Origin of the sequence: Butyricimonas faecalis, from assembly GCF_003991565.1 — a bacterium.
Taxonomy (GTDB): Bacteria; Bacteroidota; Bacteroidia; order Bacteroidales; family Marinifilaceae; genus Butyricimonas; species Butyricimonas faecalis.
In genome coordinates, this window is the sequence record NZ_CP032819.1 from 99,487 (window position 1) to 124,316 (window position 24,830).

The 24,830-nt window shown below is 39.4% G+C and carries 24 protein-coding genes; all 24 read right to left on the reverse strand.

Annotated elements, in window-relative coordinates:
* Positions 1-59 precede the first annotated feature (59 nt).
* Positions 60-338, reverse strand: coding sequence for a DUF5684 domain-containing protein (locus D8S85_RS00395; protein ID WP_127074670.1), 279 nt, complete (start codon positions 336-338; stop codon positions 60-62).
* 208 nt (positions 339-546) lie between these two features.
* Positions 547-1,401: a signal peptidase I gene (gene lepB, locus D8S85_RS00400; protein WP_127074671.1), complete on the reverse strand. Its 855-nt coding sequence runs from the start codon at positions 1,399-1,401 to the stop codon at positions 547-549.
* Positions 1,398-4,439, reverse strand: coding sequence for an efflux RND transporter permease subunit (locus D8S85_RS00405; RefSeq protein ID WP_127074672.1), 3,042 nt, complete (start codon positions 4,437-4,439; stop codon positions 1,398-1,400). Before D8S85_RS00405 ends, lepB begins: the two co-directional genes overlap by 4 nt.
* A gap of 9 nt (positions 4,440-4,448) precedes the next feature.
* Complete coding sequence (locus D8S85_RS00410; RefSeq protein WP_127074673.1) at positions 4,449-7,679, reverse strand: efflux RND transporter permease subunit; 3,231 nt, start codon at positions 7,677-7,679, stop codon at positions 4,449-4,451.
* Between the two features lie 30 nt (positions 7,680-7,709).
* Positions 7,710-8,774: an efflux RND transporter periplasmic adaptor subunit gene (locus D8S85_RS00415; RefSeq protein WP_127074674.1), complete on the reverse strand. Its 1,065-nt coding sequence runs from the start codon at positions 8,772-8,774 to the stop codon at positions 7,710-7,712.
* A 107-nt stretch (positions 8,775-8,881) separates the two neighbouring features.
* Positions 8,882-9,442 carry a hypothetical protein gene (locus tag D8S85_RS00420; protein WP_127074675.1) on the reverse strand — a complete coding sequence of 187 codons (561 nt, stop codon included), beginning with the start codon at positions 9,440-9,442 and terminating at the stop codon, positions 8,882-8,884.
* 4 nt (positions 9,443-9,446) lie between these two features.
* Positions 9,447-10,634, reverse strand: coding sequence for a 6-bladed beta-propeller (locus D8S85_RS00425; protein WP_127074676.1), 1,188 nt, complete (start codon positions 10,632-10,634; stop codon positions 9,447-9,449).
* Between the two features lie 62 nt (positions 10,635-10,696).
* Positions 10,697-10,951 carry an NVEALA domain-containing protein gene (locus tag D8S85_RS00430; RefSeq protein WP_127074677.1) on the reverse strand — a complete coding sequence of 85 codons (255 nt, stop codon included), beginning with the start codon at positions 10,949-10,951 and terminating at the stop codon, positions 10,697-10,699.
* A 496-nt stretch (positions 10,952-11,447) separates the two neighbouring features.
* The gene (locus D8S85_RS00435) at positions 11,448-12,572 is read right to left on the reverse strand and encodes a 6-bladed beta-propeller (protein ID WP_127074678.1); all 1,125 of its coding nucleotides are present in this window, start codon (positions 12,570-12,572) and stop codon (positions 11,448-11,450) included.
* Positions 12,569-13,603, reverse strand: a complete 1,035-nt coding sequence (locus tag D8S85_RS00440; protein ID WP_127074679.1) for a BF3164 family lipoprotein — start codon at positions 13,601-13,603, stop codon at positions 12,569-12,571. Before D8S85_RS00440 ends, D8S85_RS00435 begins: the two co-directional genes overlap by 4 nt.
* Before the next feature lie 128 nt (positions 13,604-13,731).
* The gene (locus tag D8S85_RS00445) at positions 13,732-14,859 is read right to left on the reverse strand and encodes a 6-bladed beta-propeller (protein ID WP_127074680.1); all 1,128 of its coding nucleotides are present in this window, start codon (positions 14,857-14,859) and stop codon (positions 13,732-13,734) included.
* Positions 14,860-14,872: 13 nt separating this feature from the next.
* Positions 14,873-16,000, reverse strand: coding sequence for a 6-bladed beta-propeller (locus tag D8S85_RS00450; RefSeq protein ID WP_172726459.1), 1,128 nt, complete (start codon positions 15,998-16,000; stop codon positions 14,873-14,875).
* 114 nt (positions 16,001-16,114) lie between these two features.
* The gene (locus D8S85_RS00455; protein ID WP_127074682.1) at positions 16,115-16,708 is read right to left on the reverse strand and encodes a hypothetical protein; all 594 of its coding nucleotides are present in this window, start codon (positions 16,706-16,708) and stop codon (positions 16,115-16,117) included.
* A gap of 1 nt (position 16,709) precedes the next feature.
* On the reverse strand, positions 16,710-17,894 hold the full coding sequence (locus D8S85_RS00460) for a 6-bladed beta-propeller (protein WP_127074683.1): 1,185 nt from the start codon (positions 17,892-17,894) through the stop codon (positions 16,710-16,712).
* On the reverse strand, positions 17,891-19,030 hold the full coding sequence (locus D8S85_RS00465) for a 6-bladed beta-propeller (RefSeq protein WP_127074684.1): 1,140 nt from the start codon (positions 19,028-19,030) through the stop codon (positions 17,891-17,893). Before D8S85_RS00465 ends, D8S85_RS00460 begins: the two co-directional genes overlap by 4 nt.
* Before the next feature lie 10 nt (positions 19,031-19,040).
* On the reverse strand, positions 19,041-20,183 hold the full coding sequence (locus tag D8S85_RS00470; protein ID WP_127074685.1) for a 6-bladed beta-propeller: 1,143 nt from the start codon (positions 20,181-20,183) through the stop codon (positions 19,041-19,043).
* Between the two features lie 535 nt (positions 20,184-20,718).
* Positions 20,719-20,883, reverse strand: a complete 165-nt coding sequence (locus tag D8S85_RS21375) for a hypothetical protein (protein ID WP_172726460.1) — start codon at positions 20,881-20,883, stop codon at positions 20,719-20,721.
* 104 nt (positions 20,884-20,987) lie between these two features.
* Positions 20,988-21,623: a DUF6266 family protein gene (locus tag D8S85_RS00475; RefSeq protein WP_127074686.1), complete on the reverse strand. Its 636-nt coding sequence runs from the start codon at positions 21,621-21,623 to the stop codon at positions 20,988-20,990.
* An 84-nt stretch (positions 21,624-21,707) separates the two neighbouring features.
* Entirely contained in the window at positions 21,708-22,319 is a 612-nt protein-coding gene (locus tag D8S85_RS00480) for an N-acetylmuramoyl-L-alanine amidase (RefSeq protein ID WP_127074687.1), read from the reverse strand.
* A gap of 55 nt (positions 22,320-22,374) precedes the next feature.
* A complete protein-coding gene (locus D8S85_RS00485; RefSeq protein ID WP_127074688.1) occupies positions 22,375-22,746 on the reverse strand; it encodes a 3TM-type holin in 372 nt (123 codons plus the stop codon).
* Positions 22,743-23,048, reverse strand: a complete 306-nt coding sequence (locus tag D8S85_RS00490; RefSeq protein ID WP_127074689.1) for a MerR family transcriptional regulator — start codon at positions 23,046-23,048, stop codon at positions 22,743-22,745. Before D8S85_RS00490 ends, D8S85_RS00485 begins: the two co-directional genes overlap by 4 nt.
* Positions 23,045-23,743 carry a hypothetical protein gene (locus tag D8S85_RS00495; RefSeq protein ID WP_127074690.1) on the reverse strand — a complete coding sequence of 233 codons (699 nt, stop codon included), beginning with the start codon at positions 23,741-23,743 and terminating at the stop codon, positions 23,045-23,047. Before D8S85_RS00495 ends, D8S85_RS00490 begins: the two co-directional genes overlap by 4 nt.
* Entirely contained in the window at positions 23,740-24,372 is a 633-nt protein-coding gene (locus tag D8S85_RS00500) for a DUF6266 family protein (RefSeq protein WP_127074691.1), read from the reverse strand. The genes D8S85_RS00495 and D8S85_RS00500 overlap by 4 nt, the downstream gene beginning before the upstream one ends.
* A 178-nt stretch (positions 24,373-24,550) precedes the next feature.
* A complete protein-coding gene (locus D8S85_RS22070) occupies positions 24,551-24,676 on the reverse strand; it encodes a hypothetical protein (protein WP_262708592.1) in 126 nt (41 codons plus the stop codon).
* Between the last annotated feature and the right edge of the window lie 154 nt (positions 24,677-24,830).

Genomic DNA, 24,830 nt, shown 5'->3' on the forward strand with positions numbered 1-24,830 from the left:
GAGATATTCGTAAAAAAACCGGCACTTTGCCGGTTTTTATTTTGCATATATGTAGCGAATTATTCATTCTTAAACTGATCATCTCCGAATGCTAGTATCGGGAAGGTGATATAAGGGAAGAAAATAGTTGCGATGGTGAATCCAATGCCTTTTCCAAATTTCTCCAAAAACTCTTTTAAAGCGATAATGGAGAAGATAATATTCGCGATAGGAACAAAAATCATGATCAAAAGCCACCACCACGGTCTATTGATGATTTGAAGCATCACGTAAAGATTATAAATAGGAATAATACCTTCCCAGCCTTGTCTTCCTGCTTTTTCGTATACTTTCCACATAGAAACAAGTAATAACACAACAATGAGCAAGTAAATATAGATCCTAACATAGTTCTGATTTTTTAATTAAATATTTATAAATGAACTCATTCTTTCCTTTAGTATACACTCAGCATTCTCATCCGCAAATGTATAAAAATCTATATGATTATCAAAGTTTTCCTCTTCTATTATCTATGTTTTTATTGCTTAAAGATATAATTCCCCTTTATTTTATTTTCTTGAAAAATCTCCGCCACACGTAGTCCTTCGTGTGCGGATCTTTTGAGGTGAGGACGAACGAGGCTTTGCCCACGATAAAGTCTTCAGGGATGGGACCGATATAACGGGAATCCCGGGAGTTGAAGACTTGGTCTCCGGCCACGAAGTACCAGTTTTTTTGAAACGTGTATTCCCGAACTAGGGAATCCCGGATGTAGAGCTGGCGCTGTTGCACATGTACGGGAATTTGGGTTTCGTAGGCGATCAGGTGACGATAGAGCGAGAAATTCAGCGTGTCGATCAGGATGGTGGTTCCTGCGGCAGGAAGGTACAGGGGACCGAAGTCCTGAATATTCCAGCGATGCCAATAATCAAAGGGGTAAGCGTTGTAAATTCCCGGGGCGTACTCCCCGTGGTAATGATGTAAGCGTTGCTGCTCTTCCATGTTTCCGAACCCCGTCTTGCCGTTGACGTGATTGATACCTTTGATGATTGATAGCGTGTCGCCCGGCAGAGCAATACATCGTTTCACGTAAAATGTCCCTAAATCCATGTCCCAGCGACCATTCGTGTGTGTGGGGAAATTGAAAACGATCACGTCATTGCGTTTCAATGAAGCAAATCCAGATACCCGTACGGTTTCCGGGTGTGAGCCGTCCAAAAAGTCGAAGTTTTTGTAAAAACGGGCTCCCATGTACAATTTGTTTACCACGATAAAATCGCCCGGTTCGATGGTGGGGTACATCGAGTCGGAAGGGATGCTGTAAAAGTCCACGATAAAAAAGCGCAACAGGGCAGCAATCACGATGGCTAGCAAGATAGCTCCCACGTACTGGAATATGGATTTGATTACTTTTTTCATTTTTTTCTTGAGATAAAAATACGTTCTAAATAGTAGTAAAACAAGGGAATGATAAATAAACTGACAAAGGTCCCGACCGTCATTCCGGCAATCAGCGTGATGGACATGGGGCGTTGTAGTTGTGTTCCGATGTCATTCCCCCACAACATGGGAACGAGGGCGAAAATGGTGGTCAGGCTGGTCATTAGAATGGGTTTTAACCGCCGTACACCTCCTTCGTGAATCGCTTCTTCCAACGCGAGACCTGACCGCTGTAGGCGTATGATCGTGTCAATCTTTAAGATCGAGTCGTTGATCACGATACCACTCATCACCACGATTCCGATCATGGACATCAGGTTGAGAGAGATTCCGGACAACCACAGGATAAGTAGCGTGAAAGCCACGTCCAGTGGAATTTCAACGAGAAGGATTATCGGTAGGGTCAGCGATTCAAATTGTGCGGCAAGAATAAAATAGAGCATGAGAATGGCCACGATGACCACGACGACCATTTCCCAAAGGGTTTCCTGACCGGAAAAATATTGTCCGTCAAACGTGGTATTTAAACTTCGATTACCGGCTTCTTTTTTAATCCTCTGTATGATTTGTGCCGTGGAATCACCGACATGATAGATGTTTAGCGGGACAACAACCCCCTCTTTACGTCCGATGATGCTCTTGTAATCCAATTTCCTTTCCATACGGGTTAGGGCAGAGATGGGAATATCCAATTGGTCGCTATTGCTCACGAAAGAGGAGTGGATAATGTCGAGAATAGTTTTTTCTTCTCCCGTGATAACGATCGGGACATATCGGCTACCCGTGTTTAATTTCCCGATATTCATTTTACTGATGTTTTTTTCCAGCACGTTAATCAAGGCTCCTTGATTGACTTTGTACAGGGCTAGCCTGTCCGGTAGAATTTCAACCACGATGCGTTCGGACGTTGAAGGTTTGTCTAGTTGTAGTGTCGGCATAATCGAATCAAGGTATTCGATGAACGTGTTCACGCTATCCAGTTCCGGGCCGCCCCGACGGGATTCTCCGCTAAAGTACGCGACTAGTGGGACGTCATTGTCTTTGAACAATTGTTCGAACAGGTTGTCCACCTTGGCAATATCGACCTTTGCCGCCGGGTAGTCCGCCTTGATGTATTCCCGGATGGAGGAGATAACTTGTTCCAGTTCTTCGGCATGGAGGGTACGTATGTAAAATTCGGCCTCGTTGATGTTCTGGTTCTTTTCCCGGTTAAGGAAAAACATCTTTTCTCCCGCGTGACAACTGATTTCTTCACATGTATTACCAAATCGTTCAATAATATTTTTCACCCGGAGCTCGTTTTCGTCCATGTGGATACTGGAATTCCAATCTACCCGTAGGATCATTTCATTCGTATCGATTGTCGGCATACGCTCCAAACGTAATTGAAATGCCAGCACGAAACCGAGCACGAGAATCAAAAGACAAGCACTCATGACAATCAACTTGTGACGAAAGATAAAATGAAATATACTCGTGTAATAATCTTCAAGGTGCTTGAAACTAATGCGTTGGATAAAGCGAGTTGCTTTCCCCTCCTTGGCGTGTATGAATAACAAGTGGAACACGACCGGGACGATCGTGATCGAAACGGCCAGCGAAACGAATAATCCAATGGCCACGGCCATTGCCTGATCGTAGAACAGGGCTCCGGCAATACCGCTCATGAAAATTAACGGGACAAATATAGCACAGGTAGTCAGTACCGAAGAAAGGAGGGGTGTGATGATTTCGTTTGTTCCGTCCAAACAGGCTTGGAACAGGGATTTTCCTCTCGTCCGGTGCTGGTTGATATTATCAATGGTGATAATGGAATTATCCACCATCATCCCGACCCCGAGTATTAACCCCGATAGTGAAATCGTGTTGATCGAGATGCCGGCTAGTTGAAAAAATAACATGCTGATCACGACCGAAACGGGAATACTGATTGCGATAATTACAGGTGACCGGGCATCTTTCAGAAAAAACAGCATGGTCACGATGGCCAGTAATATTCCTTGCCAGAGACTCTGTACAAGATTGTCGATCGAGTAGTTTAGTAATAGTGCTTGATCTCGGGAGACGGAAAACTCCACGTCCGGATACTCTTCCCGAAATTGGTCAAGTAGTTCCGTGACCTTCTCTTTCATGGCCGACATCCGTGCATTGGATTGTTTGATCACCGCCAAACAGAGGGATTGCTTGTCTTCGTGAAAGAATATGCCTCTTTTTTCTCTCGGGCGAATACCGGAATGGGCAATGTCCTTGATTTGCAGAAGTCTGCCGTTGATGTTCAAGTAAACGTTTTCCAGCTCTTCCGGGGAGGTGATTTGGGAAGCAAAACTGATGCTGTACAGGTAATACCCGTCTTTTACGGAAAGACTTCCCGAAACTTGATTGTTATTGTCGATGGCTGATTTTAGTTGATCCTGTGTGATTTTCAGGCTTCTCAGCTTGGCTTCATCCGGGAGTATATAGAGTTCGGGAGAGTACATTCCGCTGATGTCTACCATGGCAACATCCGGCAACTGCTCCAGCCTTTTTTTCAGTACGGCATCGGTAAATTCACAGAATTCCAAGAATTTCTCTTCCGAATCATATTCTTTCAGGTTGATATGAATGTAAAATACAGGCAGATCGGAAGTGGAGGCTTTGATGATCGTCGGACGTTGCACCTCTTTCGGGAAGTTATTCACACAGGCATCCACTTTCTGGTTCACCTCGATAAAGGCATAATCCAGTGAGGTGCCATACTCGAATTTCATCGTGATCAAGCCGCTCCCTTCCTTGGATTCCGATTGTATTTCCGTCAGTTTCGGTATCTGTTGCAACTGTCCCCGTAGCCCGGAGGTAAGTGTATTCTCTACCTCGTTAATCGAAGCGTTGTCCCAAGTATAATGTACGGTAATCTCCGGAATATCGATTTCCGGCATGAGCGACACGGGCAATCGGAAAGAGGCCACGATTCCTAGTACGATAAAGGCTATCGTGCTCATGATGACGGCTACCGGGCGTTGTAATAAAAACTTTACCATAGATTGATTTTAGATTTTAGATTTTAAATTTCGCCCCACAAACCAACACTTTTTTTTACCCTGTAACTTACAACCTATTAACTTGTAACTCGCCACGGGCGAACGGAATGTCATCGGTAAATAAATGATCAACACCGGGAGCGAGAAGGTCAGGCCGCTCATCGTTCCGATGGCCAGGCTTTTCCAGAAGGGGTTGATGTCCCCGATCAAGAAGGGGATAAATCCCAACAGGGTAGAGGCAATCGTTAGGAAAATGGGGATGATTTTGGCATTATAGGCTTTTATGTAGGTTCGTATTCCCCGGGGAGCGCCTTCCCGGACCTTGATGTTGTAATCGTTTAAGATGTAAAGTACAGCATTCACCGATAGCCCGCTTAACAAGATAAAGGCTGCTAGGCAACCTTCGTCAAAACCGATGCCGAAAAAGTACCCTCCCAGAAAGCAACCGATAAACGAGATGGGAGTGATACAGATGACCGTTGCAGCCTGACGCAAAGATTCCAACAAAATGGCGCAAATGAAATAGATGATCCCGATGACCAGTAATATATACAGGATACGGGCATCAATTCCCCCAATATCTCTCTGCCAGTAGTTTTTCCAGTCGTTACCTTCTTTCACCCGAAAACCGACGGGCATCATCTGGTTCATGGCCTTCATTTCTCGTTCTTTTACTTTCTCCGACAGGCGATAAGCCCCGATAAAATCGTATTGCACTTCGACTTCATACTCTTGATTTCTTTTCGTGATATTCTCGAAATTCTTTTCTTCCGTGATGTCTCCCACGTCTTCCAGGCGGAATACCGATTTGTCTCCCCGCAGGGGACGGTTTCTCACGTCCCACACGCTGGCCTCCACTTTTTTCTCCGGTCGGATGTCAATCGTGGTGTATTCATTATTTATGTATGCCCGGGTGGAAGAGATCCCGGAATAGGTCAGCGAATGTAAATTACCCAGCAGGTTACTGATATTCGAGTTATTGCGAGCCAGTTTTCCTTTGTCAACCTCCACGGCGAATGCTTTGGCTTTCGGGGAGCGGTTGCTACCGATGTATAGTTTCTTGACCCGGATATTCTTTTCCAGACGTTGTTTCAATATATCGGCGTATTGCAGAACCTTGCGATAATTGTAACCGATTACTTTGATGCTTTCACTTCGATATTCATCGTTTGTCCGGTTCGAGAATCCGCGTCCCACGCCGTTCACCTCCGAATCCCCGTTTCCGATCGTGTTGGCAAAGCGTATCAGCTCGTTTTTCACCTGTTCCGGGGAGCCGTCTTTCTCGTGCTCTTCCTGGAAGGTGATCACCATTTCACCTCGATTGGCAGAGGAAACATCGGAGGTAAACGTGGCAATCGTTTCGAATCCGGAAAGAAAGTTTTCCAATTTCTCGAAGGCCTCGTTCATTTGTTTGATCGTGGCGCCATGCGGCATGTTCATGCTCAAGGTTAATCGTGTTTTCTGGCTTTCTGTGGCCTTTCGGCTTTGTAACCATGTATCACCGCCTCCTTCCATGAACAGACGGAGCGATCCCCCCAAGGCTTTATCTATATAAGGTTTAATCGTGAGATAGGTTTCACTCCCGAAAACGGTATTGTAAGCCGCGCTGTACCGTTTCTCCCGATCTATGCTCGACGGGAGTAGGAACACGGGAAATCCGAAACCGAGAAGCGTGATGATGATGGCAATCTTTTTATACTTTCTCGTGAAACGGGCAAAACGCAAATATCTTCTGTTGAAACGGACAATTCGTTTTTGGCGGTGTATCTTGCGTTTACGATTCTGTCGTTTTAGCGGAATTTTTTCCATGAGTGCCGGCACGAAAAAGAGAGCCACGGCAAGGGATACTCCCAGATTGATGATGATGACAGCCGAAAAGTCCCACATGTTCCTCATGATGGTGTTATCCATGTTGAAAATTACCGTTAACGCTCCCACGGTTGTTAGCGTGGCTGCCAGTACGGCTAGAAAGGCTTTCAGGTTGTGAAAGTGGCGGTAATGGTCGGTCATCACGATCACGCTGTCAATGATGATACCGAATGACACGGTGATGCCGGCCAGGGTGTAAAGATGGAGTTCTATTTTGAAAAAATAGTAGAACACGAGGGCGATCGACAAATTGGCAAGCAGGCAGATCGTGATAATGCCAAGGTAACGGAAATCCCGACTCACGAGGTACACGAAAAGGAGTAGGATTAAGATGGTCACCCCTGTCCGGTTGAGAATTTGCGATAGCTCGTCCTTGATTTCGGTGCTGTTGTCCCGGATGAGCTTGACCGAGTAATTTTCAGGAAAACCTTCCGTCAGTTGTGCCATCTCTGTTTTGACCCGTCCGGCAAGTTCAATCATGTTTGCATTTTTCTCGGCATATACATTTAGGTTTATCCGGTTCAGCCCGTTAATCCGGTAGTATGATCCGGGATCACTTTCTTGGTAATCGAGTGCGACGATATGGTGTAGATAGATGATTTTGCCGTTGATCACCTTGATCGGCAAGTTCATGATGTTTGTTTTGTCATCATCGGAATTGCCTTTAAACACGAGGTACGAATATTTTTTCTCGGGGACGGTTTCCGTGAGAATCTTTCCGCCGTCTTTTCGGAAATAGTACTCCGAAACGGCATTGGAAATATCGTTTGCCGAAAGACCGATATCGGCAAATAATTCCCGGTCGTATTGCATGATCCATTCAAACGGGACGATTCCGGTAACGTTCATGCTTTCGACTCCGGGCATGGTGGAAATAATCGGGACGATCCGGTCTTCCGCGAAACTCCCCACTTCTTTCGAGTTTCCCGGGCCTGTCAACACGTATGTCATCAATAACCTGCGTTCCGTTTCCTGTATCCGTCCATCATGTATTTCCCCGCCGCTAACGCCTGAAACGCGGACTCCATCCGGTAAGCCCGGTGCAACCGAACGGATGATCGAGGAGAGGTACAATTTCACGGCATCAATATTTTCTTTTGGGTCAAGCGTCAATTCGATAGCTCCGTAGCCGTTTCCCGTGGTGGAATGTATCTCGTTTAGTCCTCGTATTCGAGCAAACGCACCTTCCAGTTTTGTGGTGACTTCTGTTTCCAGCAGTTCTGGGTTCGCATTGTTCCACGAAAACGAAACATTCAGCTTATTCGATCTGGATGACGGTTCCAATTGTAATGACAACCTCGGGATTAAGCTGATACCCAGAAGCATCATGACAACAAATATCGTGTTAATCGAAAAAGCGGATAAACGCATGTTAATTCTAGATTTAATGATTTATGATTTTCAATTTTCAATTACAACGGTGTTCATGTGTGACAGTCCGAGATTATTGTCGTAAATCACGGTGTCACCGGGGGAAATACCCTCTTCCACGCTGACTTCCGTGCTATTCTCGTATCCTGTGGTGACATATCGCCACATGGCTTTTCCTTTTTGATATACAAATACAACTTTTTTGCCTTGTCGGGGGAGAACGGCCGATTTGGGGATGATGATCTTGTGATCGATCTGGCGTTTGATCAATATGCTCACGTTCATTCCGTCCACCAGTATCCTTTGTTGGTTATCTGTGACAGCTTTCACTTTCACCATGCCGTTCTCGTCAATGCGGGGATTTACTTCCGTGATCTTTCCGGTCAGCGTGTATTTGTGATTGGCGTAAGGGGTGATCTCTACTTCCATGCCCGAATGGAGATTTCCGATTTCGGTTTCCAGTACGTTAAATACGACCTCCATTTTTGAATCGTCAATAAGCGTGCATAGAGATTTGTAGACAGAGGTTTGATTATAGGGTTTTGCCTCTAAGTCGGCAATGATTCCGTCAAAGGGAGCCCTGGTTTTTATGAGCGTGTACTCTTTTTCCGCTTTTTCGAAAGCTTTTAAACTAGATGTATAACCGCATTGCAAGTACATGGCTTCTTTGCGCAATGCGGTTAACTTTATCGTATCATCCAATGTCTTAAATCCTTCGTTTATAATAGATAATTTCAAATCAAGAACGGCTTTTTTTAGTGATAACAGAGCATCTTCCAACGTTTGTTTTGCTTTTTCATCATCCACTTCCGCGATAATATCCCCTTTTCTTATCCGATCTCCGTTTTTCACGTTCACCTTTTTCACAACATCTGCCACATCGAAATTGAGCGTTGCTTTTCGATTAGCTTCTGCTTTTCCGTTACTCACTAATTCCAAGTTAAACCGATCTTCCCGGGCTACTTGTGCTTTCACGATGGTCTTCTCGTCCTGCTGTTCGATTCTGGCATATTGCTCGTCTTCTTTTTTTTGTTTCTCTTTCCCGTTGCATGCCAATAAGAGGAGGGTTAATGGTAGTATAAATCTATAATACATATAAAATAAACATTTTGATCTTTTATTATTTTTCAAAGTTTAGGAAAAACTTCCTAGAAATAAGCATGGAAATATGATAAGAGTATAAAAATTTTATCGTAATTCAATTATAACGGTTTCTTTATGAATGAAACGTACATTTTTTTTAAATATTTTGTGAAAAAGCTAGTTGTTTGGTTGATTAATAATGGTGCCATGACTTGCTGTTTTTCATTAAAATAGAAAATTAGAATATGATTATCTATCTGTTTGGAGAGATCTTCTAAACTATTAGAATAGAAAACATTCCCAAGTCTTAAATTGTATTTTGAATCATAAATTTTATAATTCCGAGCGAATTTATTTGAAACAATAGCTGTGACGTTTTTTTTAATTATAGAATCTGTCTCGGAAAGAGCTTGAAAAATACTTTGGAAACATACGTCGCAAATATCATATGGGAATAAAAGAATTATTTTATTTTCGATTTTTTTTGATAAAATACTATCTCGAATTTGATATGCCTCAAATGTAGGAATTTTTTGAATTGTTTCTTGAAGAATGATTTCATTTGTTGAGGAAGAATGATATTGCTTGATTATTTTTTTGTATTCGAAAAAATTGATAAATAGCATTATAATGACAATGAGTAATATAAAGTAGTATATGTAAAAATATATTTTTTTCATAAGATTATTTTTTTTCTAATAAAACTAAAATACTATTGGAGTCTAAGTTCAGTTTTTCAATAAAGTGACAATTGTTTTGAAATTTTTCTCTATATTCTGCATAAGTATTCTTTTGTTTTTTGGTATCTATGATTTCAAGTAATTCGAATGGTTCTATATAAAAAAAGCAGTATTTAGTATTATTTCCTATTTGAATTAATTGTGTTAACTCTAATTTTTCATTTGTTACAAGGTCATCATATATCTTTGTATAAGATGTAGATTCTTTATTTGTCTTATTTGTAATATTAAGATATAGTGCTTTGTTGTAATTAAAGAGAGAAAAGAACATATCCTTGTATTCAAAAACATTAATATGTCCCCATATATATTGATTGTTTCTACAAATATCAATGAATTCATTTAGCCCTTGATACCCTTTATATAATAATTTTTGAGGGAAAGTATATTTTTGTTTATCAAAATACCAATATGCTTCTATTTTTTGGGATGTACATTGGTATATAGTATCGATGAAAGTCTCGTAAAAATAAAAGTTATTGTTGTTTTTATATAGGTTATTGTATTGAGAAAAAGAAATATATTCACTAGATTTTTTATTTATTGGTAAGAAACCATTTTCCAAAAAGTTTTTTTGTATATTATAAATATTGATTTTATATTCTTTGTCATTTGTAAAGCCACATTGTTTATATAAAATATATCTATTAGAATCTATTTTTTGTAAATTTTGAGCTGAAAATATTTCGGAGCAGATTTCGGTTGTATTGATAATTTTTCTTTTCTCTAAAGAATAGGTGATAATTTTTCTTCCATAATCACATAGAATATCAACATTTCTTTTATCGTAATCTATAATAAAATCTTGAATATTTAAAGTCTCTTCAGAACCTCGTCCTGTCTTTATTATAGATTGGATATATTCCCCTGTTGCATTGAAAATATGAAGCTCTGAATCAGCTGCTTTCCCTTTTATAATTAATAATGAATCTATGAATTCAACCTTTTGTATACTTGTAAAGGTAATTCCAGACAACTGAATAAGTTTGTAACTATTGAAAATGGAACTTAAAGTTAAAATGTTATTTTGTGGTATTATTTTTGAACTATTCACAACCTCATTTGCTTGTTTATTGGTTGATTTACAACTTGAAATAGATAAAAATAATATGAAAGGTATAATATATTTCATTGTATATTTTTTATTTATATAGAATGTTTTATAAGGTGCCTTTCAAAGGGCACCTTATATTTTCAATGTGTACAGAATATGTCTTCACTGCATCGTCTTCCAAATTGTGATATACATCCTGTTTTGCCAGCAGGTACGACGCAATAGATTCGTTTTGCATTTTGATATCCCGTGAGAGAGGATTCTCCATCAGCTAATGCTTCAATGTTTTTCATTGAAAGATTTGTAGTTTTAGTAGTTATGCTAAAATTCATTCCGACACTGATAATAATAGCAAGTGTAAGAATTGACGCTAAAATAATAATACTATTTTTCATTATTAAGAATTTTAATTGTTATACTTATGTTACTTAAAAATATTATATGACTATTTTTTCAATATTTTTTTACATTTTTCGACCTCCTTTCATTGTTTAGGAGAGGGTAGGCGATTGTCGGGATCGTTTTTGCGAAGAACTTTTCCGGCATCGCCTTTACTCTCGGGTTTATAAATTTGCTTATATCTTTTAGCAGTAAAAGCAATGCCTCAAATATATACTAAAAATTTTGGAAAAAGCAAAGGAAACATGAGAGAATTATGAGAATTTTCAATCAAGAGCTTTATTTGAGTATATATTACAAAAATGTGATTTGTGTTGTCTATTAGGTTGTTAAGTTGTTTTTAATTCATGATCTTTACATTTTATACCCACCAAACTATATTGTGATGGATGAATAATGATTAATTCCTTGAAATAATTAATTTGTATATTCCAAAAATTAGGTTATGGTCTATTTTTATGGACTGTAAATTGCGAGGTATTTGAGAGGGTTTCATTTGAAATAATATTTTACAAGAATGGGATTTGAATTATCGGTTAACTCTTTAAATACTTCTGGATTTGAAATATTCGCGTTTTCATTCATCAAGACGGATAATGGCATCCAATCATCATCCGTGATTCCGATTATTTTTTCATGATCAATAGCTAGTGGATAAATTCCGATATTCTCTTCCATGGTGGAAAAAACAATATCCTTTTTTGACATTTTGTTATGAAAAACATGAACCATTTTTTCTTTCATGAAAATGGAACAATAATAATATTGGTCATTTTGCCCGCTGAAACGAAAAGTGTATGGAATTTTTGAAGAATACATGACTTCTTTATAAAATTTCATTTCTTCTGTAGGGTCTGTTAAATTCGGGAGTTGCATTTTGTTGATGTCATACGAATACTTTCCAAAATTCCATGAATAAGCATGATGTAGTGAATCACGAATAATTTTGTATACCTCATGATGTATAGCTTGCGAGTAATATAAAGTATCTTTATAGACTTGAAGAACTCCTTTCATTAGCCACGCTATAGATTCCTGTTGATTATTAAATTGTTTCGTGATAGAATTCACCTTTCTCGAGAAAATTCTAAATGTATAATCTGTTGTAATGCGGGGTTCTGTGTGTAATAGGATGGAATCTTTATTTAAAATTGAAATATGATGGTATGCCATGGGTGGATGTGGTAGATGTATGCTAGAAATATAGTTTCCCTTAAGATCGTACGTTATAATTTTTCCCATGGGATCAAGAGCATCTAATGTCTTTGAATACGTGTTGATCGCGATATCGTAGAGTAAAAAATATTCAGAAGGGGCTCTACCTACGGTGTGAATTTTTGATATAAATTTCCCGGTCGTATCAAAAATGAGTATTGCTTTTTGACGAGAATCAAGTATATATAAGCATGAATCGTATTCTATGACTTTACGTATGCTTTGTATCAAGGATTGTTCATTGGTTTCTAACGATATAATTTCTATTTTAGAAAAAAGCTTTTCTGTAGGTATGGAATGCTCGTGGTCTAAATTGGAATAAATTGTTTTGCTCTTTATATCAATAGTTTTATTGCATGATATTACCAAAATTGCGGCTAAAATGTAAATTAATATTTTCATAGATTGGAAAAATTATATTCGTGTAAAGAAAGTTTTGATACGATATGATCTTCTTTATTAATATCTATGCTATATAATATGTGTTCTATAGGATCAACACATAGATAGGTGGCATAAGGGATCTTAATTTCACACACGGGAACTCCATCCCATGAGAAAACGAAAATGGAAGATGTCGTTTTTATCTCGTCAACAAGGCTATTTCCTCTGTTATATAGTGCATAAATGTAGTCAGAATCACTGCTGATAGTAGAATAATATTCTTCATTTGCATGTAGAGGTGTCACGTGTCTTGGATTAATGTATTCATTATACAGAATTGTTTTATAAATATTCCCCGTGTTATTAATGAGATCAATTTGAGGAAAGTTGAAATATGCGGATGCAATATATCTGTTTTTAGGGTTGATGGTGGATATGGTTTGAGCGATGGGAAATGGGTCCGGATCATCTGCAAATTTGAACATGGGATTTATATACTTGATGCCGGAGTCTCGCAAGTTTATATAGAAATGCTTGCATTCTTTGAAATCTTCAGTACCGAATATAGTGGAATCATTTAGTTGAAAAAGCTCTCTGAACGATTGTCTATTATAGTCTGCAAGAGAAAGAGTGGTTTCTATATATGTTTTTTTTTCATGTATGCTTTTTTCAATATTAATTAAGTGAAACATGGAGTTACCTCTGTCCAGTATCCATATTTTAGTCTCCCCGTTTTCGAGTTTATATTGAGAGAAATAGGCTGGAGCAATGAATTCCCCGGGTCCACGGCCTTTTTTGCATAAATCCGTAATTTTTGAAATATTATTTTTAGAATAAACAGAGAAATGATGATCCGTTCTGTGTGAGCCGCATAAGAAATAATTGTCTGTAACATGCAAACTCATGATTCCAAGCTCTTTATCAAATGATGTTATCGGTTCTCCTTCCACATTTAGAGTACGTGGAAATTTACTTATGATATGGACTTGAGGAGGAAGAGACTGACAGCTCAAAAATAAAATAGTTGATATGTATATTAAATATTTCATAGTTTTATATGGTATTTTGTGATGGATGAATAATGATTAATTCGTTGAAATAATTAATTTGTATATTCCCAAAATTAGGTTATCGTCTATTTTTATGGACTGTAAATTGCGAGGTATTTGAGTGGGTTTCATTTGAAATAGTATTTTACAAGCACGGGATTGGAATTTTCCGTTCTATCCGTTAATGCTTTCGGATTTGTAATACATGCACTTTTTGCATCAATTAGCGATGCTATAGGCATCAAATCTTCATCGGTCATTCCGATGATTTTTTCGTTATCCATGCAAAATGGATAAATACCAATTTTCTCCTTTGTTGTAGAAAAAACGGTAGTTTCTTTTGTTGCTTTGTTATAGAAAACATGCAGCATTTTATTTTTCATAAAAAGCGAACAATAATAGTATTGATCGTTTTGACTATTGAGATTGAACGTGTATGGAATTTTGGGAGAGTACATAACTTCGTTATAAAACTTGATCTGTTCTTCGGGAGTTGTTAAATCGGGTAATTTCATTTTTGATAGATTGTAGGTGTATTTCCCGAAATTCCACTCGTAAGCGAATAAAAGCGTATCTTTAGAGATTTGGTAGGTTTCATTGTTGAATGCTTGTGTGAAATATAGCCTTTCCTTGTATATTTGTGGTGCCAACTTACATTCTCCGGTGATAATTTTCTTTTGCTTTGAAAATTGGGTTATAATCGTATCTTGTTGACGGGAAAAAATTCTAAACGTGTAGTCGTTATCTATTGTCGGGTTCGTGTACAACAAAATGGAATCTTGATTCAATACATGTAGATAATGGTATGCCATGGGAGGATGTGGTAAATAAATGGTGGAGAGGTAATTCCCTGTAAGATCGTAAGTTAAAATTTTCCCCATGGGATCTAAACATTCTAATGTATTTCTAAACGTGTTAATTTCAATGTCTTCAAGAAGGTAAAATTCGTCAGGAGCCCTACCGATAGAATTTATTTTTGAGATAAATTTCCCGTGCCCATCAAATATCAATACGGCTTTTTGTCGTCGATCTAAAATATAGATGCAAGACTGGTATTCCATGATTTTATCAATGCTTCGTATGATGGATTCCTCTTGCGTTTCCAAAGGAATAACTTCTATTTTAGAAAAAAGTTTTTCTGTAGGTATAGATGGGGCATGGTCTAAATCGGTATAAAGTGTTTTACCCTTTATATCAATGGTTTTATTGCATGAGGTTACCAAGACTATAAGTAAAATGTAAATTGGAGCTTTCATAGATAGTAATTTTTTATTTGAGAATGTACTTGATTAGGACATAATGATCCTTTTCCAATTTTTCCTCTATTTCTTCCGGGGCTCTTTTCATGCCGTCTTTTATCATGACTTGGTACGTGTCGTTTAAGAGATAGGAGAAAACGTTGTTTCCTTCCGCGAATTCTGGCTCTAATAGAAAATAATCGTCTTTTTCCCTGCTATTCACGATGACTTTTTTATTTTTCCGATCGATAAGATATGGTTCGGAGTCATTACTTCCAAGGATATATTTAGGGGTAACAAAAGGTGTCGTGTACAGGTATTGATGGTTTTCCGTGACTTTCGAATAGTCCTGTTTCCATTTCATGGGGATGGAATGGGCGGTGAAATCTATCGTCAAGGTTGAGAACGTGAAGGCATCGTGACGGTCAAACAGGTAGATCGTGTCGGATAATAGGGTGTGATACACGATGTTGTCATCGTTTTGTGTAAAGAAATAGAGTTTGGACAAGTTGCAGCAATCGGATTCATTCGTCGGTAATAATTCCTTTTTCATGTTTAGATTCTTGTCCGTAATGGTGATTTTATTCTCTTTTTTCACGGGCAGATCTTTGAGTGGTTGCCAGCTGAACATGTAGTCGCCATTTCCCAGAATGGCGATGTCGTAGAAGACGCCTGGTAATTGATTGGTTTCAATGTAGGCCCCATTCAGGTCGTATAGTAATAAACGGGATTGGTAGTTGTCGATGATATAGATGTGGTTTGAATCCACCGTGAAATTGCGGGTTTCAAGAAATTCTCCTGGGGCTCGTCCTAAGGCTCCAACCGGGAACAGGAATTTTCCGGTGGTATCGAATACCAATACTTGATTCCGATTTCGGAAATCGAGAATAAATATTTTATCATCCTGTACGACGAGTTTTTCGATCATGTTAAATAGACCGTCCGGATGTGTTTCCAACACGATATATTCTACTGAATCAATGTAGGAGGATAGTTTGGTGTGTGGGTCAACTTTCCAGACTATAGAATTCTCTGCCTCTTGTGGAGGATATGATTTACAAGAGGTAATAACGGATAATAATAGGAATATAGTGCAAGGTAATAGAGTAAGGAGTATTTTTTGCTTTTCAACGCTATTGTCACATTCAATTTTAATCATCTCGGGGTTCTTTTTTATTATTTCCCAAAGTTGAGGAAAACTTTCTGGAAATAAGCATGGAAACATGATAAGATTGTGAGAATTTTGATTCAATATTTTATTGAGTTATATCTTTTAATTGATAATGTTTCCTGTTGATAAATTTATTTGTTTTAAATAAGAGGGTAGAATTATATCATTTGTAGTTATAGAAAGAAAATGTGTTATTTTCATATCTTTGTTAATTAGATAGACACAAGGTGTAATTGTTGTATTTGGCATATCTTCAATTCTTAAGAACATAACATTTTTCAGATTATATTTCTCCTTTATATATTTCATTGATGTAAAGTTTTGAAAATCTGAAATGAATAGAACCTTTATGCTTAATATAGCATCTTGTATTTGTTCGTATACTTTTTCAATACAATGTGAACAATCTGTATTTTGATATTTGAAAATTAATATAGGCTGATCATTATTAATTATCTTAGAAAGCTCAAGGTCATTCCCATTCTCATCTTTACCCGAATAGTTTTGCTCTGAGTATCCTTCAAAAGTGTAAAAATTTCCAATTATTTTCTGAAATAGGTCTTTTGTTTTTTCTGTTTCGATGTATTTTTCTTCTAGTTGTAGTAAATAATGATTTTGTTGATGTAGTTTAATTTGTCCAGCTATGACAATACTTAATAAGATACATTGTATTACTATGATAATTATCAGTTTCATGTTAGTTTTTTTTTAATTTGTATAAACCTAAAATAGGATTGTCATCTATTTTTATAGGTCGTAAATTTGAAGGTAATTGAATTCCTTTTTTATCAAGGGAAAATATTGTTTCTGCTTGACAAAAGCATATATACGTGTTTTCGTCAATATAAATGAAATCATTATTTATTAGTGGGAATTGACGAGAATTAATAATACCTCCAACGTGAGCGCCATCTTGTTGCGTGTGTTTGAAATAAATGTAGGGAAAGATGCCTTTCACGAAAGTGAAAAAGAGAAAATTGTCGCATATAAATAAATTATCTATTCTCCCAATGGGTTGTTGAAGGGGATCAGAATACCGCATAATATGGTTTATACGTTCCTCGTCTGAATAATTTTTAAAATTTTCTGGATACATGTAATCTTTTCCAAAATTGATATTACAGACTTTTTCTAATTTTTCATGACACTTGTAGATAGAGTAGTCGTACGGGAAAAAGCAATACACGGAATTTTGGTATTTAGCAAAGGTCGTCTGTCTATATGCAATTCCTAGCTGTTTCTTGGGAAATGGACCGAATTTGTTTAAATATTCTCCTGTAAACCTGTTGTATATATAAAAATTTTGTAATTCTGTAGAACAGTAGTTCGTAAAAATAAATAGACTGTCATTGTTGAATGTAATGGATGTCCCATGTGTAGCAATAGGGAAATCAAAGTTGAAGTCGAAATTTAAATTGTAGACGGAAACTTTTTGTTGATCAGATGCCAAAATGTAAATCGTACTATCCGTGATGAAAAAGTCATCTAATGAAAGATATTCACCATAACCTCTACCGAGTTTATCTAATTTATTCTTATATTTTCCTTCTAAATCGAAGGCAAAAATGACTTTCTGTTTTTTATCTAGTATATATATAGTGCTATCTTGAATATGGATTTTGTTTATACTTACAAGTAAAGAATTTTTTGATGTTTCTAATGGAATGTATGTTACAGAAGAGAAAAGAGAATCGGCAACAATTCCTTGAAAATCTTCTTTTATAACAGAATGAATGATGGTTTGATCTTTTATATGCTGGGCGTTCCTGCATTGATATAGAAGTACAAAACATACAATGAAATAGAGTACGTTCATGTTGCTGGAATTTCCTCTTGTCAATGCTTCTATTGGTCTCCGTTTAAGATTGTGAGTGGGTTTCATTTGAAATAGTATTTTACAAGCACGGGATTGGAATTTTCCGTTCTATCCGTTAATGCTTCCGGATTTGTAATACATGCACTTTTTGCATCAATTAGCGATGCTATAGGCATCAAATCTTCATCGGTCATTCCGATGATTTTTTCGTTATCCATATAAAATGGATAAATACCAATTTTCTCCTTTGTTGTAGAAAAAACGGTAGTTTCTTTTGTTGCTTTGTTATAGAAAACATGCAGCATTTTATTTTTCATAAAAAGCGAACAATAATAGTATTGATCGTTTTGACTATTGAGATTGAACGTGTATGGAATTTTGGGAGAATACATAACTTCGTTATAAAACTTGATCTGTTCTTCAGGAGTTGTTAAATCGGGTAATTTCATTTTTGATAGATTGTAGGTGTATTTCCCAAAATTCCACTCGTAAGCGAATAAAAGCGTATCTTTAGAGATTTGGTAGGTTTCATTGTTGAATGCTTGTGTGAAATATAGCCTCTCCTTGTATATTTGTACGGGCAACTTACATTCTCCGGTGATAATTTTCTTTTGCTTTGAAAATTGGGTTATAATCGTATCTTGTTGACGAGAAAAAATTCTAAACGTGTAGTCGTTATCTCTTGTCGGGTTCGTGTACAACAAAATGGAATCTTGATTCAATACATGTAGATAATGGTATGCCATGGGAGGATGTGGTAAATAAATGGTGGAGAGGTAATTTCCCATAAGGTCGTAAGTTAAAATTTTTCCCATGGGATCTAAACATTCTAATGTATTTCTAAACGTGTTAATTTCAATGTCTTCTAGAATGTAAAATTCGTCAGGAGCCCTACCGATAGAATTTATTTTTGAGATAAATTTCCCGTGACCATCAAATATCAAAACGGCTTTTTGTCGTCGATCTAAAATATAGATGCAAGACTGGTATTCCATGATTTTATCAATACCTCGTATGATGGATTTCTCTTGCGTTTCTAAAGGAATAACTTCTATTTTAGAAAAAAACTTTTCTGTAGGAATAGAATGTTCGTGGTCTAAATCGGAATAAAGTGTTTTTTTATTGATATTACCTTGTTGAGAATTTGTTTTACATGAAACAAATATCATTAAAAAGATTATAATATGTATTCTCTCAAACATGTTTTAAATTTTATAATAATTTAATTTTCAATAATATGGGATTTGAATTGTCTTCTAATTTTGGCAATTTGTGCATATGTGAAAATGTATTTTTAAATTTGTCGGGAATAAAGGCGGGGTCGATCAGATAATAGAAATAATCGTTTTGATATCCGGAGGGAAAAATAGCCTCTTGGGTTGAAATAGAAAAATGGGGAATTCCAAGAAAATTCTGATAGTGATTTATGATTGTTGTTGTATGACGTTGATAAAGCGAATGTAGGTAATCGTCTTGATATTGAAAGCCGAACATGACTTCTTTGTCCGTGAGGTGTACCGGGGTAATACGGGTCACGTAATCATGATTTTTAATCATTTCGATAAAATCGGAAACATCATTGTACGATTCTTTTAGCACCTTTTGTGGTATTTGGTATTTCCCACACTCAAATCGATAACAAGGGATGAGTTCTTTTTCTGTTAATTGGTAGATTGTATCATTTAGGGAATAGGTAAAAAATAAATTTTTTGCATCCCTGTGTATGAAGTTATTGTTATCTTTAAAATGTCTCCAGTTTAATTCATTGTCTGAAATCTCGATAAATTCATGTATGATTTTTTTCTCTTGTTTAGAAAAATAATTTAAACGACAGTGGGAATCAGGAGATTTTGATGAACCGATATATATAGCCCATAAATCATTGGATACTTTTGTGAATGCGAGACCGAATAGTCCTGTATTTATTTCATTTATAAACTCTCCTTTTGAGGAATATTCTATGATTTTAAAACTGTTATTGTCAAGTATGTAATAATGATTGTCTTCATCTATGTAGAAGTCATCTAGTACAAGATATTCCCCGGGACCTCTTCCTTGATGGGCTATTTTGAATAAAAAATTCCCATTTTGATTAAATGTATATATGCTATTGTTAGAAGAAAAGGAATACACCGTGTCTGTTATTATCACTTTATCTACCCATGCTAATAAAGATTGATCTGTTGTTTCAAGAGGAATTACTTGCATAGATGCCGTGTCAAATAATTGTTCCCAGTTTACAGTTTGACGGGATGTCGGATCTAGGTGAATTGTGATGAGATTATCTTGTTCTTTGTTTGACGAGCATGCGGCAATACACAAGAATGTGATTATATTGAAGACAACTTTTTTCATAAGTGATAAATTTGTATAAGATTAATATAGTTTCATCCCGTGTTTCACGTATTCAGGAGTAAAAATAACATGTAGTTACCATACAGATGTTTCACGCTTCTCCCCAAGTGGATAATGCCTCAAATATATACTAAAAAATGGAGAAAAAGCAAAGGAAACATGATAAGATTATGAGAATTTTCAGTGGCGCTTGACGTGGTACTATTTCTTTCATATCCATATAGTCATCGCCCATAAATTCAATTAGTTGTTGTACTTAGGTCGTACTTAGGTCATGCTTGAGACCTGTTGATGGAATTTTCAGATTGTATGGATATGATTCATGAGGTTCCTTGATGGTTGCAGGAGTAATTCTTCAGCTCTAGAGTTTGTGACTCACCGGAACCAATCAAAGCCTTTATGTCGTTTATTGTCATGTTCGTAAAATGTATAAGTGTAACAAAGCTACTTATTGACGCGGAAAAGTAAACCCCGAAAAGTCGATTAAAACTTTTCGGGATCTTCCTTTTAGCGGGTAGCCGCTACAGTACGGGTGTTAACGTTTCATGTGCCAGCGATTTTTCAGCCAGGCGACGATGATGGAACTTAACACTCCGCCCAGCAGGCTCACGCTTCCGGCCAGCAAACTGTCGGATACTTGCGTGAGGAACGTGTTCAGACTCAAGGTGGAAAACATACCGATTAAAAAATAAATGTTCATAGTAATAATTTAGAATTTAGAATTTAAAATTTAGAATGAAAATGACGATTTATGTTTGAAAACGTTGATTAGCGGGTGGAAATCGTCTAATCTGAAATCATAAATCAAGCAATTGCCAAGTGTCGGCTGTCGGAAGCCATGCGCCCGTTTTTTGACGTGGCGAAGCAGTAGACGTGTACTTTGGTCGGATCCCAGTCTTCCGGGAGATCGACGCTCGTGTCCCCGCTTCCCGCTCTTTCCCGGAGTGTCACGAGCCTTGTCTGGTTGAGTGCGGTTTCGTACAGGGCGGCGTACACCTTGTCGTTGGCGCAGGAGAAACCGTCGCCTTCGTCGTCTTGCATCTCTTGGGAAAAGGCATACGTTTTATTCGACTCGTTGTAACTGACACCGACTTTCGGCGTGTACAACGGACCGGACGCGCAGAGCAGGCGTTCAAAATCTACCGTGGTGTTATATTGCTCGTCAACCTCAACCAGACTTATGTTGAGAGAGGTGAAAGCGTTCGAGGTTGTGCCTCGTCCCACGCCGACAAAGCCTTTCCGGATAACGGGGAGCAACTTGCGGGCGATGCTGACGATGGCTTTCATTTTAGCCCTTTGCGCCAGTATTTCCGGGGTTTTCACGTCCTTCCGGGTGAAAATTTTGGCTTTCGCGATGTTCTCTTTGTTGAAAATACACGTGGTGATGTTGCCCACTGATTTTCTGACTTTACCTAAAAGGTAAGAATTGAATTTTGCCATACGGTTTGAAATTTTAAAATGAATAAATAGACCTTGCCTCTCGCCCGCGGGCCCTCGTTCGAGGTGCAGGTCGTTGTTATTGAATTATCGGTTTAGTTCCAGAAGCTCCGGCGGGAAGGCCGGCCCCGGATCGATTTTCCGGGGCGTGATGTCCGAGTGGCGCAGGAGATAACGGATCGGGTAACGGTCCATCAGTAACAGGCACACGAGGACCACCGTTTTAAGCTGTTCGTCCGTGTAGCGGTGCCAATAGGTGGGTTGCCCGTTCGCCTCGTCGACGAACACGTCCGACGGTTGTACATCCTTGCCACATTCGGCGATGAATCTTTCACCTTCCCGGCGAAGTTTGCCGAGATTATCAAGTTCGATGCCGATGGAGTAGCGGTTCAGGTTAATTCTTCCGAGATGAAAACTTTTCCCGGCATGCCACGCTTCCACGTTGAAAGGCACGAGCTGGATAATGTCACCCTTCCGGTCGATGACGAGATGGGCGGATGCCGTCACGTCGGGGCGGGTCAGGTAGTGAGCGGATGCCGTCACGTCGGGGCGGGTCAGGTAGTGAGCGGATGCCAGACCGTTTGAACCTGCCGTGTAGTGCAGGACGATGGTGTCCGGGGGCGCGAGCGGTCGGGTATTTTTAGAGCATGTCAGGTGAACTGCCTCGCAGTCAACCAGACGGTGGTTTAGAATATCCACGGGGTGAATGGGGAATTTAGAATTTAGAGTTTAAAATTTAGAATGAGTACGCGGGTTATTTCTGGGAACGTTTGAAGAGGGAACTGACGAGCTGTTCGCCGCCTCGACCGATGATGTATCCGCCAAGCCCGATTTCCAGTAAATCCCAAAAACGGGAGGTATCGGAGAGTATCGGCAGATTCAGGAACGTTCCGGCAAGAACGATCACGGTGAAGACCAGCATCACGATCGGTCGCCACGACCGTTGCAGCCAGTTGCCCCGGGCTTCTTCACGGATAGCGGCAGCCTGTTCCGAAATGGTTTTTTCCTCGACGGCAATCAGCAGGCGCAGAATGTCTGTTTCCAGTTGTTTCTTCTCCCTTCCGGGGAGTGTCAGGCGGTTGACGATGTCACCTACCGCGCTGACCAGGTTCGTGACCGTTCTCATACTTTTTCGCGTTTTAGGGATTGTTCCACTTCTTCCCAGTAAAAATAGAGCCGGCTGCCGAGTTTGTGAACGGGGATGTTGTAGGTTTTAATGTCCCGGTACAAGGTGCGTTCGGCAATGTTCAACTTTCGACACAGTGCTTCCTTGTCAAGCAATGGCGGGGAGATGTCCCCGGTGGCTTTTTTCATGAACTCCCGGATTTCCGTTAGCTCTTGCGTGAACCCCTGAAGATGTTCCGATAGCCGGTGGAGGATCGTGACGATTTTTTCCGTGATGTCCGTGTTGTTTTCTATTTGTATCATTTTCTTTTACAATCTAGTTGTTCGACATGTTTCTGTAATTCATTCAGCAGTTTTTCAATATAAGCTGTCGGGTGAGGGCGGGCCAGCGTGTGGCTGATCAGCGTGTGGTAATCTTTCTCCGCGGGCAGGTTCCATGCTTGGCAGAAATATAGGATAAATTCCTTGATCCGGTACTTGTTGGCAGGGACGATCGCCAGCGACGTGTGGATATGCAAGGCGATGAGCTCGGCGATGTCCGTGGCGTTGCCCCGTAACGTGCCGGGAAACGGTAAAGGGATCGGGCGGGAATCAAACCATTTCTTTTGTCGTAGAAAGGAGGCTTGTTGCAAACGGAGATACTCTTCGAGCAATTCCAGTTGCGAAGCACCCAGGAGTTTCCGTTCGATGGGTATGCCCTCGCGCGTGATCGTCAAGTAGCGGTGGGTGGACTGTCCGTTCTCTTCCCCGAAAAGGGTTTGCAGCTCCAACAGGGTTACCCGAACGGAAATGGCCAGCGCGTCATCCTTTTCTTCTTCCTGCCGGATGCTTCTTAGGCAGGTAATGATGGGTAGTTCCACGTCAAGCAAGTGGATGCGGTAATCGGTCAGGGAGCGGCTCCCGTTGAAATAAAGAGGTGCCGACGGGTTGTCTGTAACCACGGCTTCAGCCCGGTAGAGAGCGGTTAGGTACTCTTTTAATGTTTCGTGTCGATTCATAATTTAAAGTATTTGTCGTTTGAAAAATGGGTATAGTCTTGCGAGGCGAAAAAGCAATAGATATGTGCTTTGATCCCTTTTTTGCGTTGCAGGGAAAACGTGGCGATCTCGTCTTCCCGCAGGAACGGGAGATGGTCGAGAACAACCGGGGTGAACGATCGGTTGCCGTACAGCACGACCACGATCAGACGGTCGGTAGCCTTGGCGGTGGGGGAACCCGAGTTGTCGTCCCATTGCAGGGTAACCTTATCTTCCGGGCTGACGGAGTACGCCATGTTATTGACATCTTGTCGTCTGCCGATCCCGATTTGCAAGCGGGAGAAGTCGGCGATTTTCCCTTCGGGGGTGAACACGTGGATGTTTCTCTTCATGAAGAGGGCGTACCCGTTTGTTTTCTGGCGATGTCCCTCGTTTTTCCACACCTCTTTGAGCAAGGTCTCTTTGAGTTGCTGGTAGAAGCGCAGGGCCACGGTTAGCCGTTTCCGGTTCTTTTGCTGTTCGGGGGTGTTCGCGTCGTGATATTCCAGCGGGTAGGAGCGGATGCAATCTTGATTGCCGTTTCTGTAGAAAATCGTGTTACCGATCCGGCCGCTCAGGCCTCTTAGTAGCGAGTTGTAATGTTTTGCCATGTTATTAAAATTTTAAAGTTCATTATTTGTTTATCTTGAAATTCGCGAAATCGCGGGGTCAATTCGGCGGGAAAAAGGCTATCCCGCATCTCGTGCTGACGTGGTGCCGGGGGATCATAGTCAGTTGCCAAACGGCTATGAAACGAGGGCGATGCGTCAACCACTCCTTTGTCGTGCCTTATTTCTCCTTGAATTCCCGCTTAACTCTTTTCGGGTTGTCGGGTATCTCGTGATTTTCTGTTGACAAAGGTAAGGCGTACCGGGGCGGGTAGCATGACGGTAACGTGCTGACAATTCGTGCCAAAGTGAGACAATTTTGCTGTTTGAATGAAATAGTTGATATGATATTGTGAAATTTGATGGATGTGGAGGTAAATGGGTGATGAGGAGACGTGGAGGATGGTGTTGCTATGGTACATGTAGTGATCCGGCAGGGGAAGGCAGAATGGGGGTAAGCC